This is a genomic window from Oceanimonas pelagia (assembly GCF_030849025.1).
Lineage (GTDB): Bacteria > Pseudomonadota > Gammaproteobacteria > Enterobacterales > Aeromonadaceae > Oceanimonas > Oceanimonas pelagia.
The window spans coordinates 3,071,704-3,084,279 of the sequence record NZ_CP118224.1; the positions used below are offsets into that span (position 1 = coordinate 3,071,704).

At 62.0% G+C, this 12,576-nt stretch carries 16 protein-coding genes; 1 reads left to right on the forward strand and 15 read right to left on the reverse strand.

Going from position 1 to position 12,576, the window contains the following annotated elements; translation table 11 throughout:
- Window positions 1–48: 48 nt before the first annotated feature.
- The 11 genes from PU634_RS14665 to PU634_RS14715 form a co-directional block, all read right to left on the reverse strand.
- A complete protein-coding gene (locus tag PU634_RS14665; RefSeq protein WP_306761506.1) occupies window positions 49–258 on the reverse strand; it encodes a cell division protein ZapB in 210 nt (69 codons plus the stop codon).
- Between the two features lie 141 nt (window positions 259–399).
- On the reverse strand, window positions 400–1,182 hold the full coding sequence (gene cysE / locus PU634_RS14670) for a serine O-acetyltransferase (RefSeq protein WP_306761507.1): 783 nt from the start codon (window positions 1,180–1,182) through the stop codon (window positions 400–402).
- A 28-nt stretch (window positions 1,183–1,210) separates the two neighbouring features.
- Window positions 1,211–2,110, reverse strand: coding sequence for a cation efflux pump FieF (gene fieF / locus PU634_RS14675; protein ID WP_306761508.1), 900 nt, complete (start codon window positions 2,108–2,110; stop codon window positions 1,211–1,213).
- Window positions 2,111–2,188: 78 nt separating this feature from the next.
- On the reverse strand, window positions 2,189–2,485 hold the full coding sequence (locus PU634_RS14680) for a hypothetical protein (protein WP_306761509.1): 297 nt from the start codon (window positions 2,483–2,485) through the stop codon (window positions 2,189–2,191).
- A 90-nt stretch (window positions 2,486–2,575) separates the two neighbouring features.
- Entirely contained in the window at window positions 2,576–3,052 is a 477-nt protein-coding gene (locus PU634_RS14685; RefSeq protein ID WP_306761510.1) for a tRNA (cytidine(34)-2'-O)-methyltransferase, read from the reverse strand.
- A 4-nt stretch (window positions 3,053–3,056) separates the two neighbouring features.
- On the reverse strand, window positions 3,057–4,418 hold the full coding sequence (dinF, locus tag PU634_RS14690; RefSeq protein ID WP_306761511.1) for an MATE family efflux transporter DinF: 1,362 nt from the start codon (window positions 4,416–4,418) through the stop codon (window positions 3,057–3,059).
- 27 nt (window positions 4,419–4,445) lie between these two features.
- The gene (locus PU634_RS14695; RefSeq protein ID WP_306761512.1) at window positions 4,446–5,093 is read right to left on the reverse strand and encodes an SCO family protein; all 648 of its coding nucleotides are present in this window, start codon (window positions 5,091–5,093) and stop codon (window positions 4,446–4,448) included.
- Window positions 5,086–5,982, reverse strand: coding sequence for a heme o synthase (gene cyoE / locus PU634_RS14700; RefSeq protein WP_306761513.1), 897 nt, complete (start codon window positions 5,980–5,982; stop codon window positions 5,086–5,088). The genes PU634_RS14695 and cyoE overlap by 8 nt, the downstream gene beginning before the upstream one ends.
- A complete protein-coding gene (locus PU634_RS14705; protein WP_306761514.1) occupies window positions 5,919–6,950 on the reverse strand; it encodes a COX15/CtaA family protein in 1,032 nt (343 codons plus the stop codon). The genes cyoE and PU634_RS14705 overlap by 64 nt, the downstream gene beginning before the upstream one ends.
- Window positions 6,951–6,958: 8 nt before the next feature.
- Window positions 6,959–7,390, reverse strand: a complete 432-nt coding sequence (locus PU634_RS14710; RefSeq protein WP_306761515.1) for a hypothetical protein — start codon at window positions 7,388–7,390, stop codon at window positions 6,959–6,961.
- Window positions 7,380–8,060: an SURF1 family protein gene (locus tag PU634_RS14715; RefSeq protein WP_306761516.1), complete on the reverse strand. Its 681-nt coding sequence runs from the start codon at window positions 8,058–8,060 to the stop codon at window positions 7,380–7,382. The genes PU634_RS14710 and PU634_RS14715 overlap by 11 nt, the downstream gene beginning before the upstream one ends.
- A gap of 29 nt (window positions 8,061–8,089) precedes the next feature.
- Between PU634_RS14715 and PU634_RS14720 the strand changes: the two genes are divergently transcribed.
- Window positions 8,090–8,296 carry a DUF2909 family protein gene (locus PU634_RS14720; RefSeq protein ID WP_306761517.1) on the forward strand — a complete coding sequence of 69 codons (207 nt, stop codon included), beginning with the start codon at window positions 8,090–8,092 and terminating at the stop codon, window positions 8,294–8,296.
- A 15-nt stretch (window positions 8,297–8,311) separates the two neighbouring features.
- On the opposite strand, the gene PU634_RS14725 is transcribed toward PU634_RS14720, so the two are convergent.
- The 4 genes from PU634_RS14725 to coxB are packed head-to-tail and all read right to left on the reverse strand — an operon-like array spanning window position 8,312 to window position 12,454.
- Window positions 8,312–9,181, reverse strand: coding sequence for a cytochrome c oxidase subunit 3 (locus PU634_RS14725; RefSeq protein WP_306761518.1), 870 nt, complete (start codon window positions 9,179–9,181; stop codon window positions 8,312–8,314).
- A gap of 13 nt (window positions 9,182–9,194) precedes the next feature.
- Window positions 9,195–9,722 carry a cytochrome c oxidase assembly protein gene (locus PU634_RS14730; protein WP_306761519.1) on the reverse strand — a complete coding sequence of 176 codons (528 nt, stop codon included), beginning with the start codon at window positions 9,720–9,722 and terminating at the stop codon, window positions 9,195–9,197.
- Window positions 9,719–11,314, reverse strand: coding sequence for a cytochrome c oxidase subunit I (gene ctaD / locus PU634_RS14735; RefSeq protein ID WP_306763704.1), 1,596 nt, complete (start codon window positions 11,312–11,314; stop codon window positions 9,719–9,721). The genes PU634_RS14730 and ctaD overlap by 4 nt, the downstream gene beginning before the upstream one ends.
- Window positions 11,315–11,332: 18 nt before the next feature.
- A complete protein-coding gene (coxB, locus tag PU634_RS14740; protein WP_306761520.1) occupies window positions 11,333–12,454 on the reverse strand; it encodes a cytochrome c oxidase subunit II in 1,122 nt (373 codons plus the stop codon).
- Between the last annotated feature and the right edge of the window lie 122 nt (window positions 12,455–12,576).

Below are 12,576 nucleotides of genomic sequence, written 5' to 3' on the forward strand. Positions count from 1 at the left end.
GCCACTGGCCGGCGTTTTTATATCGGTCCGGACCGCAAGGGCGCTGGATCAGACGTTTTCTTCTACCTGGTCAATCTTGCCCAGCAGTGCCTGCAGGCGCTCCTGCCAGGCCTGGTGCTGCTGACGCAGTTGCTGGTTTTCATCATCCAGCTTGCCGTTCTGCTCCTTGAGCTCGTCCACTTCCATCTGCAGCAGAGAAATGGTGTCCACCGCGGTCTGGATTTTGGCTTCCAGCTTTTCCAGTACATCAAAAGACATGTGCTAACCCCTGTAATTCATGTTGACGGCCGACCGGCCCCTCAGCCCCGAGCATACCTTGGGCCTGCACGGACAACAAGATGCGGGTCCGGGCGGAACGCCGTTTGCCGCAAAATTATGCCGGCACCGTCAAATCCTGCGTCAGATGTTCTGACTCATGTCGAGAGAGGGCTTGTCGGAGCCCGGCCGGCCCACCACCCGGGCCGGCACCCCGGCCACCGTGGTGTGGGCCGGCACCGGCTCCAGCACCACGCTGCCGGCGCCAATCTTGGCCCCCGTGCCCACCTCGATATTACCGAGTATCTTGGCGCCGGCGCCGATCATCACGCCTTCCCGAATCTTGGGATGGCGATCGCCGCATTCCTTGCCGGTGCCTCCCAGGGTCACCCCCTGCAAAATGGAAACATCGTCCTCGATCACGGCGGTCTCCCCCACCACTATGCCGGTGGCATGGTCAAACATGATGCCCTTGCCAATGCGCGCCGCCGGATGTACATCCACGCCGAACACCACGGAAATCTGGTTCTGCAGATAGGTAGCCAGGGCGCGACGGCCGTGCCGCCACAGCCAGTTGGCGATGCGGTAGCCCTGCAGGGCATGAAACCCCTTGAGATACAACAACGGGGTGGAAAACAGTTCCACCGCCGGATCCCGCTCCTGCACCGCGCAAATGTCGGTGGCCACCATGTCCAGAATAACGGGCTCTTCATCCAGGGCGCCTTCAATAATCTCCCGCAGGCTGATGGCCGGCATCACCGCACTTTCCAGCTTGTTGGAAAGAATAAAGCTCAGGGCACACTTGAGAGTGTCGTGATTGAGAATGGTCGAGTAAAAAAAACTGCCCAGCATGGGCTCTTCCGCAATCATGCGCTGGGCTTCTTCGCGAATACTCAGCCAGGTTCTGGATTGAATGCCGTCTTCCATGGGTAAAACCTTGTTTTTGAAATGTATGTCACTCGCTTTCGAGCCGGGCCTCGAAAGTTACTACCGACACAGGATCCATATGGATGATGATATCGGCGTCGGGAAACAGCTGGCGCAGCTCCCGTTCGGCCCGCTCGGCTATGCCGTGGGCGCAAACCAGAGGCAGGTGATCATCCAGCTCCAGGTGCAGCTGAATAAAGCGGGTCCGGCCCGACCGCCGGGTGCGCAGATCGTGCAGCCCCTGCACCCCTTTCACCGCCAGACAGCGTTCCATAATGCGCTTTTGCTCTTCATCGGGCAACCGTCTGTCGAGCAACATTTGGGCGGAGTCATAGCCGATTTTCAGGGCCCCGTACAGAATGTGGCCGCCGATCAGCACCGCAAACAGGCCATCGGCCCAGTGCCAGCCATACCAGGACAGCACGATGGCCAGCAGCACCGCCAGGTTGAGCAGAATGTCGCCCCGGTAGTGCAACTGATCGGCCTTGATGGCCAGCGACTGGGTGCGGTGAATCACGTATTGCTGAAAGGCGATCAGGGCACCGGTGAGCACCAGCGAAAACACCATCACCCAGATGCCGGCTTCCGGCCGGCTGACCTGCTCCGCATGCAACAGCCGGGAAATGCCGTTGATCACCAGAAACACCGCCGACCCGCTGATAAAGGCCGACTGGGCCAGACCGGCAAGGGATTCCGCCTTGCCATGGCCAAAGCGGTGCTCTTCATCGGCAGGCACCAGGGCATAGCGAATGGCCATCAGGTTAATCAGCGAGGCGCTGATATCCAGCAGGGAGTCGGTAAGCGAGGCCAGCATGCTGGCGGAACCGGTATAGAACCAGGCGAAGAGTTTGGCGATGATCAGCAACCCGGCAACCAGGGTGGCCGCCGTGGCCGCCCCGGTCACCAGGCGCGAATAGTGTTGGGTCATGGGGCGGCCGGTGGAAACATTTGGGTCATTATACCCCCAAGCCGGCCGCCGTCAGTGTTTTCCGGCAGGGGCCAACGCTCAGGCCAGATCGCACATCAGCTCTTCCAGCTCTTCACGGCTGTTCTCCATCAGGTGGTAGAGCTCAAAGGCGTCGCGGCTGTTAAGCGACAGGCACACGGGGGCACCGGCCACGTCTTCGCAAATCAGCACCATGCCCCGCTCTCCCCGGCGAAACTGCACGCGATCGAAGTCGACAGTAAAATGCTGCTGTCGTTCAGCTACCTCCACTTCCAGGCTGCCGGTGGGGTGCAACACCATATGGGCCTTTACCGGATGGGCGTCCATCAGTGTGTAGCTGCATCGTCTGATCAACATGGCCGTGCTCTCCTTGGTTGCCGACTTCAGCCACCAAGTGTAGGCCAGATTGGTCAATAAACAATCACATTCAATGAATATGCGTCCGGCTTAGTTCTGCACCGGGAGGGCCCCGGCAAAGCCCTGCTGACGCCAGGCCTCGTAGCTGATCACCGCCACCGCGTTGGACAGGTTGAGGCTGCGGCTGTCGGGCTGCATGGGAATGCGAATGCGAAAACCGGGCTCAATGCCGGCCAGCACCTCATCGGGCAGCCCCCGGGTTTCGGGGCCAAACAGCAACACGTCGCCAGGCCGGTAGCTCGCCTCGTGATGGTGCCGGCTGCCCTTGGTGGTGCAGGCGAACATGCGCCGGCCGGCCATGGCCTGCACAAAGGCGGCGTAGTGTGGGTGCACGGTAATGCGACCGTAATCGGCATAGTCCAGCCCGGCCCGGCGCAGGCGTTTTTCGTCCAGGCTGAAGCCGAGGGGCTCGATCAAATGCAGCCGGCAGCCGTTGTTGCGCACCAGGCGCATAATGTTGCCGGTGTTGGGGGCAATTTCCGGCTCGTACAGGGCAATATCAAACATAGGGTTATTTCTCCGCGGGCAAGGCGTCGGGAACAAAGGCACGGCGGCCATCCAGCCGCCACCAGGCCCAGCCCAGGGTCAGGCCACGGGCCGCCATAAAACACAGCATCGCCAGCCAGAGAGCGTGATTGTCCAGCCCCCGAGCAAGCCACCATACCGGAAAGAACACCCCCAGAGTGGACACCAGCATCATGTTGCGCATGGCCCGCCCCTGGGTGGCACCGATAAAGATGCCGTCCAGCACAAAGCACCAGCACGACACCAGCGGCATGGCCACCAGCCAGGGCAGAAAATCGCCGGCCTGCTCGCGCACTTCTGTGATGGTTGTGATCTGGTGCACCAGCGCCTTGCCGGCAAATGCAAACACCAGGGTAAACAGCACTGCCACCAGGGCGCCCCAGAACAGGTTAAGGGCGCAGGCCAGCCGGAAATGCCTCCGGCTGCCCCGGCCAATGGCCTTGCCCACCATGGCTTCGGCGGCATAGGCAAAGCCGTCCATGCCGTAGGAGATAAACATCAGAAAGTTCATCAGCACGGCATTGGCGGCCACGACGGCGTCTCCCAGCCGGGCGCCCTGAAAGGTCATGAACACAAAGGTCAATTGCAGGCACAGCGCCCGAATGAAAATGTCCCGGTTCAGCCCGAGCAGGCGGCGAAAGGCCGCGCCGTTCAGGGCGTCGCGCCAGCAGCCGGCCGCCGGCCGCAGTCCGCGCCGCTCCAGGGTGCGCCACACCAGCCAGGCTCCCAGCCCGGTGGCGGCATAGTCGGCCAGCACCGAAGCGCCCGCGGCCCCCTTCACCTGCCAGCCCAGTCCCACCACAAACCAGATATCCAGCACTATGTTGGCACCATTGCCGAGGATCAGCAGCCACATGGGCGCCCTGGCGTTCTGGTTGCCCAACAGCCAGCCCAGCAGCACCAGGTTGGTGAGCGCCGCCGGTGCGCTCCAGATACGCACACTCACATACTGACGACCATACTGTTCCACCTCGGCACTGGCCCCGGCCAGACTGAACGCCAGTTCGATAATGGGCGCTTGTAGCAACAGCAAGCACAGCGCCAGTCCCCAGGCCAGCAGCAATGCCCGGGCCAGCACCCCCAGCAGCTCCGGCTCGTTGCGGGCACCAAAGGCCTGGGCGGTGAGGCCGGTGGTGGACATGCGCAAAAAGCCCAGCAGAAAAAACAGCAGGCTGATAATGGTGGCGCCCACCGCCACCCCGCCCAGGTACCAGGCCTGCTCCAGGTGGCCAATCACCATGGTGTCGACCAGCCCCAGCAGGGGCACGGTAATGTTGGACAACACCATGGGCAGCGCCAGGGCAAACACCCGGCGATGCCGGTCGGCATTAAAAAAGGACGTCTTCAAGAAAGGCTCGTAACTACAAAAGAAGCATCAGCCGCGCCAGCGGGCGATAATGCGTTCCAGGTCCTGCAGCAGCAACTGACCGTCCACCAGGGGCATGCCGCTGCCTTCGTCAAACACCGGGCGGAACGAGGCGTGCAACTCGCCATTCGGGTTCACCAGGGCGATGGAGGCGGAGTGATCCACCAGATAGTCCTGGTCGCCGCGCTCGTGTACGCCGTAGATCAGCCCCAGTTGCTGCACCGCCGGCATCAGTTGCGCATGGCCGGCGGTGGCGGCGATAAACTCGGGGTTAAAATGAGCGGTGTAGGCCTTGAGCCGTTCGGGGGTATCCCGGCCGGGATCGGCGGAGATAAATACCACCTGAGTCTTGTCGCTCAATTGTTTGAGTTCAGGATAGATGCGGGCCAGGTCCGACAGGGTGGTGGGGCAGATATCCGGGCAATAGGTATAGCCCACAAAGACCAGGCTCCAGTGCTCCCGCAGGCGCTGCTCGGTAAAGGGCTGACCATTGGCATCGGTCAGCGCCATCGGCTTCAGTGGCCGGGGCTCGGGATAGACCACCACGGCCTCGGTCAGGGTGCCGGCCCGCTTGTTGTACCAGGCAACCCCGCTCAGGGTGCCCGCCACCAGCAGGGTCAGCACCAGTAACCAAATCAGCTTGCTCGTGTTAGCCATAGTCTATCCAGTGATCCGCCAGAATAAGAACAAACAGCCACATCAGGTGACTGATTGAAAAGCGGAAACATTGTAATGCGGTTTGCGGCCCGGGTCTAAACTTGAGCCGCCAGGCCCACTGCACAAAGCGCAGGTTAAGCAGCAGCGAACCCAGCAAATAGACCGGCCCCGACATGCCCACCACCCAGGGCAGCAGGCACACCAGGGAGAGCAGCAGGGTATAAAGCAGCACGCAGGTTTTGGTGAACGCAATGCCGTGGGTCACCGGCAGCATGGGAATTTCCGCCCTGGCGTAATCGTCCCGCCGGTGAATGGCCAGCGCCCAGAAATGGGGGGGCGTCCAGGTAAAGATGATCATCACCAGCAGCAGGGCATGGCCGTGAAATTCACCGCTGACCGCGGTCCAGCCCAGCAGGGGCGGCATGGCGCCGGCCAGGCCACCGATCACGATATTCTGCGGCGTGGCCCGCTTCAGCCAGACGGTATAGACCACCGCATAGCCCAGCAGGGACGCCAGGGTCAGCCAGGCGGTCAGGGCATTGACCAGCAGCAACAGCACCGCCAGCCCGCTGGCCGACAACGCCAGGGCAAAGGCCAACGCCGGTGCCGTGGCCACCCGGCCCTGAGCCACGGGCCTGTGGTGAGTGCGCGCCATTTTGATGTCGATGCGCCGATCCAGCACATGGTTGATGGCCGCCGCCCCTCCCGCCATCAGACCAATCCCCAGGGTGGCCGCCAGCACCGTCAGCGGTGACGGCAGGCTGTCGGTCAAAAACATGCCGACCACGGCGGTAAGCAGGATCAGCGCCACCACCCTGGGTTTGGTCAGCGCGAAATAGTCCCGCCAGACTCGTACTCCCGTGGCGGATAATGCCAGGCTTCGTGCCATATTGCCTCCCTGTGGCGCCCCAGGCGCTCTCCCGTTCCCGTTAAAATAAGCAGCAAGACGGCGGCGCCGCCATTGTGCGCCACCGCCACCCACAGCGGCAGGTGCAGCACCACATTGGCCAGGCCCAGCGCCAGCTGCACCAGCACCATGCTTGCCAGTGCCAGCCCCCAGCCGCGCAGACCGGGCCGGCGAACGAGCCGCCAGGCCAGGGCCAGCAACAGCAGTGCCGTTACCATGGCCCACAGCCGGTGAGCGGCGTGTATGGTGGCCCGCTCCGCCTGACTGAGCACCCCGTACTGGTAGTTCTCCGCCGGCATGCCGTGAGGATGAAAGGCGCTCCATTGCCACTGGCCCAGCCAGTCACCCTGGCACACCGGCAGCTCGGTGCAGGCCATGGCCGCATAGTTGGCGGCGGTCCAGCCTCCCAGTGCAATCTGCAGCACCAGTGCCGCCAGCGCCAGCCGGAACAAACCGCTCAGATCACGCCCATCATGCCGGGTGCCAGCGTGTGTTCCATGCCGGCACCACAGCCAGAACAGCAGCGACAATATGGTAAAGCCACCCAGCAGGTGGCCCATGACCACAAAGGGCAACAGATTGAGGGTAACGGTGAGCATGCCGAGCGTGGCCTGGCCGATTACCAGTGCCAGCAGCACAAAGGCCGGCAGCCGGTAACGGCGGTTGCTGTGTTTCAGGGAGCACAATGCCATCAGCAGTATGGTCAGCCCCAGGGTGCCGGCGGCATAACGGTGGATCATTTCATTGCGGGCCTTGGCCACTTCCAGCGGCGCATCGGGAAAGCGCGCGGCGGCCAGGGCATGCTCCCCGGCGGTGGCCGGCACATAATGAAAGCCGTAACAGCCGGGCCAGTCGGGGCAACCCAGACCGGCATCGGTGAGCCGGGTCCAGGCTCCCAGCACCACCACAACCAGAGTCAGCACAAAGGCAAAGGCGCAGAGCTTGTGCATGGTGCCTCCTATCCCGCCCGGGAATACTTGAGCAAACGGCGCAGATCCTGCAACAGCCGCCGCCCGGTGCTGATGTTTTGCTGCTCGTCCCCCACCAGGGGATAGCGCATGATCAGCAGGCCCGGCGGATCGGCGATATACACAAAACCGGCTTCCAGCACGTCTCCGGCGGGCCGTTGCACCACGGTCACCCGCTCTCCGTCCCGCCCCAGGGCCAGGTTCAGGTTGGTGAGCATTCGGCTGGCAGACTCGCAATAGTCACAATCTTGCGGGCGGCTCAGCACCAGCCGCCACTGCCTGGCCGGGCCAATATGGCCCTGTACCCATTCGCCATGGCCCCGGGTGCCGGCGTTGAACCAGCCCTGCTCCAGTACCAGCCAGGCCAGTGCCAGCGGCAGCAGAAAAACACCCAATAACGCCAGTACCGGTTTATGCGTCATGTCGCCTCCCATGCCACCACCAGGCCGCCAGCCAGATGGCGAAGGTCATGGCAAACCATTGCACCGCATAGCCGAGGTGCTTTTCCGGCCCCATCGACACCGGCTGCCAGCTGCCGGCATCCATATCGGTTTTCAGTACCATGGGCAGCACCGGCTGACCCCAGCGACCTGCCAGCTCATCGGGATCCAGGCTGGCGACGCGCCGGGACAGAGCGTCACGGTCGGTGTCGCCCAGTGACAACGGCGGTTGCCAGGGCCGCACCAGCACACCGGCCACGATCACGGCACCGTCGTCAAGATCCTCCACCGGCGGCAACCGACTGCGATCACCGTGCGCCGGCCACCAGCCCCGGTCCACCGCCAAAAGCCCCAGTGGTGTTTGCAACGGCCGGATCAGCCGGTAACCGGCCCGGCCCTGCTCAATCTGGTTATCGAGAAACAGCTCGCCGCCGGCCAGAAAGACTCCCCCCGTCCGCAGCCGGTACCCAAAGGGGCTCTGCATGGCCAGGGCCTCTTTCAGCTCCAGCTCCACCTGGCTGCGCTGCTCCCACTCCTGCAGCAGCCGGCGTTTTTCATCGGCCCTGGACAGCTGCCACACGCCCATGAACACCATCAGACCGGTCAGGACGGCCGTCAGTACCAGTAATCCCCCGCGTTTTCCTATACTCAAGGCGTCGTCCTTTGTCCCGGGTCTCATCCATGTTATTGAAACTGCTGGTTTTACTTTTGCTGCTGCTGATGATTGGTAACCTGATGCTGGGCCTGCGCGCCATGCTCCAGCGGCGGGATCCGGCACTGATGGCCCGTTATATCGGCCGCCGCCTCTGGCTGGCCGCCATCATTCTGGCCCTGCTGATCCTCGCTCTGGCCAGCGGTCTGCTGATCCCCAATCCCATACCTTACTGAGCACCAAACGAACCCTTACAAAATATAGACAAACACAAACAGGCACAGCCAGACCACGTCCACAAAGTGCCAGTACCAGCTGCTGGCCTGAAAGCCGAAGTGCTGAGCCGGAGTGAAGTGCCCCTTGTTGACCCTGAGCCACATGATGAACAGCATCAGAGTGCCCAGGGTGACGTGGGCGCCGTGAAAGCCGGTGAGCAAAAAGAAGGTGTTGCCGTAAATGCCGGAGTCGAGTCGCAGCCCCAGCTCCTGATAGGCGTGCACGTACTCCCATATCTGCAATGCCAGGAACAGGGCGCCCAGCAGCACGGTAACTCCCAGCCATTGCTTCAGCCGGCCACGCTGTTCCTGCAACAGCGCCAGATGGGCGGCATGCACCGTGACCGACGAGCTCAGCAGAATGATGGTGTTGACCAGCGGCAGCCCGAGCCAGCCCATGGCGGTGGTTTCAATACCGCCGGGGGTGCTAAGCAGGGGCCAGACCGCATTGAATTCGGGCCACAGCACCTCGTGGGTCATGGCATTGTTGCCGGCGCCACCCAGCCAGGGCACCGCCAGCACCCGGGCATAAAACAGGGCACCGAAGAAGGCGCCAAAGAACATCACTTCCGAGAAAATGAACCAGCTCATGCCCTGGCGAAAGGAGCGGTCCATCTGCTCGCTGTACAGCCCCTGATGGGACTCACTGATCACATTGGAGAACCAGCCAAACAGCATGACGGTCATCACCAGGGTGCCGGCGGCAAACACCAGGGGCCCGGCAATGCCGGCGATGCCGGCGGCCCACATGCCCGCTCCTGCGGCCAGCAGAAACAACCCCAGCGCCCCCACCACCGGCCAGGGGCTTTGCGCCGGCACGTAGTATTTTTCCGTTTTGACCGCCATGCTTGCCTCCTTGTCAGCCTTGCCCGGCCGCCTGCTCGCTGATGTCGTAAAGGGTGTAGGACAGGGTAAACACCTCAATGTCGGCGGGCAGCGCCTCATCCACGTAAAAGCTCATGGGCATCACCGCTCGCGCCCGGCCATCGAGAGGTTGCTCCTCAAAACAGAAGCACTCGGTCTTGCGCAGGTAGCCCGCCGCTCGCCCCGGCGACACCGAGGGAATGGCCCGCAGCACCCGGCTGTCCACGCCCGGATTGGTCACGGTAAAGTCGACCCGGTGCATTTCCCCCGGATGCACGGCCAGCCGGCGTACCGAAGGGGAAAATTCGCCGCCCAGGCCGGTGTGCTGATAGGTCACAAACTCCACCGTCACCAGCCGCGCCTCGTCCACGCCCTGAGCGGTCATCGCCGCCGTGCTGGCGGTTTTGCCGTTCAGTCCGGTGATGTCGCAAAACACGTCATACAGGGGCACCAGGGCAAAGCCAAAACCGAACATGGCCAGCGCCACCAGGCCCAGCCGCCGGGCCTTTTTGACCGTATTCATCCGTCCACCTTCGGCGGGGTGTCAAAGGTGTGGTAGGGCGCCGGCGACGGCACCGTCCATTCCAGGCCTTCGGCGCCCTCCCAGGGTTTGGCCTGGGCCCGCTCGCCGCCGCGAATGCACTTTACCAGCACCGCCACAAACAGGAGCTGGGACAGGCCGAAGGCGAAACCGCCGATGCTGACCAGGGCATTGATGTCGGCAAATTGCAGCGAATAATCGGGAATACGCCGGGGCATGCCGCCCAGGCCGAGAAAATGCATGGGGAAGAACAGAATGTTCACCGACACCACAGAGCACCAGAAATGCCATTTGGCCAGGCGCTCGTCAAACATGTGGCCGGTCCACTTGGGCAACCAGTAGTAGGCCGCCGCCATGATCGAGAAAATGGCTCCCGACACCAGCACGTAATGAAAATGCGCCACCACGAAATAGGTGTCGTGATACTGAAAGTCCGCCGGGGTAATGGCCAGCATCAGGCCACTGAAGCCGCCGATGGTGAACAGCACGATAAAGGCCAGGGCGAACAGCATGGGCACTTCAAAGCTGAGGGAGCCACGCCACATGGTGGCTACCCAGTTGAACACCTTGACCCCGGTGGGCACCGAAATCAGCATGGTGCAATACATGAAGAACAGCTCCGCCGCCACCGGCATGCCCACGGTAAACATGTGGTGCGCCCACACCAGGAAGCTGAGCCCGGCAATGGACGCAGTGGCATACACCATGGAGGCGTAGCCGAACAGCCGCTTGCGGCTGAAGGCAGGCACGATGGCCGAGATAATACCGAAACTCGGCAATATCATGATGTACACCTCGGGATGGCCGAAGAACCAGAAGATATGCTGGAACATGACCGGATCCCCGCCTCCGGCAGCTTCGAAAAAGCTGGTACCGAAATACTTGTCGGTCAGCACCATGGTCACGGCGCCGGCCAGCACCGGCATGACCGCAATCAGCAGAAAGGCGGTGATCAGCCAGGTCCAGCAGAACAGCGGCAGTTTCATCCAGGTCATGCCCGGTGCACGCAGGTTCCAGATGGTAACAATCACGTTGATCGCCCCCATGATGGAGCTGATGCCCATGATATGAATGGCAAACACAAACAGGGCGGTGCTGTCGGGGCCATAGGTGGTGGACAGGGGCGCATAAAAGGTCCAGCCGAAATTGGGGCCGCCACCGGGCACAAACAGCGAGCTCAGCATCAGCACAAAGGCGAAGGGCAGGATCCAGAAGCTCCAGTTGTTCATGCGCGGCAGCGCCATGTCGGGCGCGCCGATCATCATGGGAATCATCCAGTTGGCCAGGCCGACAAAGGCCGGCATCACGGCACCGAACACCATGATCAGGCCGTGCATGGTGGTCATCTGGTTAAAGAAGTTGGGCTCTACCAGCTGCAGCCCGGGCTGAAACAACTCGGCCCGGATCACCATGGCCATGCCCCCGCCCACCAGAAACATGGTGAGGCTGAACAGCAGGTAGAGACTGCCGATATCCTTGTGGTTGGTGGTGAACAGCCAGCGGCTGATGCCCTTGGCGGGACCGTGGTGATGCTCATCCACCAGGTGAATATTCGCGGTTTCCGTGCGATCCATCTGCGCCATCACAGCCCCCTATTGTTCCTGTCTGGCCTGGTGAATATCTTTTGGCTGCACCAGGTCGCCGGTGTCGTTGCCCCAGGCATTGCGCTCGTAGGTGATCACCGCCGCCAGCTCCTTCAGCGCCAGTTGCTTGTCAAAGCTCTGCATGGCGGTACCCGCCTTGCCATACAGCACTATGTTGATGTGAGCGGCCCGGTCGTTCAGCACCAGCTCGCTGCTCCTGAGCGCCGGAAAGGCGCCGGGAATGCCTTCGCCATTGGCCTGATGACAGGCGGCACAGGCCTTCTGATAGACCTGCTCACCCAGCGTCATCAGCTCGTCCCTGCTCATGTTCATGGCCAGCAGTTCCTGCTCGGCGGCCCTGGCCTCGGCCTGCTCGGTTTTGCGCCGGGCCAGCCAGCCATCAAATTCCTCGGGAGAGCGGGCATCCACGACGATGGGCATAAAGCCGTGATCCTTGCCGCACAGCTCGGCGCACTGGCCACGATACAGGCCCGGCTGCTCGATGCGGGTCCAGGCCTCGTTGATAAAACCGGGAATGGCATCCTTTTTCACCGCGAAAGCCGGCACCCACCAGGAGTGGATCACATCGTCGGAGGTGATCAGAAAGCGCACCTTGCGCTCCGTGGGCAGCACCAGGGGATGATCCACCTCCAGCAGGTAGTGCTCCCGCTTGCGCACCTCACCGCTGATCTGTTGCGGCAGGGTAGCCAGCAGGCTGTAAAACTCCACGTCTTCGTCAAAGTAACGGTAATGCCACTTCCACTGAGAGCCGGTGATCTGCACGGTGAGATCCGGCTTTGAAGCGTCTTCCATCGCCACCAGGGTTTTGGTGGCGGGAATGGCCATGGCCACCAGAATGAGAAAGGGAATGATGGTCCAGAGGATCTCGACCCTGGTGCTTTCGTGAAACTGGGCTGCCCGGGCGCCTCTGGACTTGCGATGGTGAATAATGGCCCAGAACATGGCCCCGAACACCAGCAGACCGATGACCGCGCAGATGGTGAGAATGGTCATGTGCAGGCCATACACTTTCTGGCTGATTTCGGTGACCCCTTCGGTCATGTTGAGGCGGACCTGGGCCTCGGCGGGCAGGGTTGCCAGCAAGGACAACAGCAGCAAAATCGGCTTCACGCGCACCCCCATCGTTTCATCCTGTAACACCGGAGCACTTGAATTCGGCATTGGTGGCCGCCGAACGACCGCATCCCTTCCATTCGGCTGACTCTAAGTAAAGCAGCAGTTAAGGAAATGTA

Excerpts from the sequence above, each read along its gene's own strand:
- PU634_RS14665 (WP_306761506.1), bottom strand. The coding sequence starts at position 258 with ATGTCTTTTGATGTACTGGAAAAGCTGGAAGCCAAAATCCAGACCGCG.
- cysE (WP_306761507.1), bottom strand. The coding sequence starts at position 1,182 with ATGGAAGACGGCATTCAATCCAGAACCTGGCTGAGTATTCGCGAAGAA.
- fieF (WP_306761508.1), bottom strand. The coding sequence starts at position 2,110 with ATGACCCAACACTATTCGCGCCTGGTGACCGGGGCGGCCACGGCGGCC.
- PU634_RS14680 (WP_306761509.1), bottom strand. The coding sequence starts at position 2,485 with ATGTTGATCAGACGATGCAGCTACACACTGATGGACGCCCATCCGGTA.
- PU634_RS14685 (WP_306761510.1), bottom strand. The coding sequence starts at position 3,052 with ATGTTTGATATTGCCCTGTACGAGCCGGAAATTGCCCCCAACACCGGC.
- PU634_RS14695 (WP_306761512.1), bottom strand. The coding sequence starts at position 5,093 with ATGGCTAACACGAGCAAGCTGATTTGGTTACTGGTGCTGACCCTGCTG.
- cyoE (WP_306761513.1), bottom strand. The coding sequence starts at position 5,982 with ATGGCACGAAGCCTGGCATTATCCGCCACGGGAGTACGAGTCTGGCGG.
- PU634_RS14705 (WP_306761514.1), bottom strand. The coding sequence starts at position 6,950 with ATGCACAAGCTCTGCGCCTTTGCCTTTGTGCTGACTCTGGTTGTGGTG.
- PU634_RS14710 (WP_306761515.1), bottom strand. The coding sequence starts at position 7,390 with ATGACGCATAAACCGGTACTGGCGTTATTGGGTGTTTTTCTGCTGCCG.
- PU634_RS14720 (WP_306761517.1), top strand. The coding sequence starts at position 8,090 with ATGTTATTGAAACTGCTGGTTTTACTTTTGCTGCTGCTGATGATTGGT.
- PU634_RS14725 (WP_306761518.1), bottom strand. The coding sequence starts at position 9,181 with ATGGCGGTCAAAACGGAAAAATACTACGTGCCGGCGCAAAGCCCCTGG.
- PU634_RS14730 (WP_306761519.1), bottom strand. The coding sequence starts at position 9,722 with ATGAATACGGTCAAAAAGGCCCGGCGGCTGGGCCTGGTGGCGCTGGCC.
- ctaD (WP_306763704.1), bottom strand. The coding sequence starts at position 11,314 with ATGGATCGCACGGAAACCGCGAATATTCACCTGGTGGATGAGCATCAC.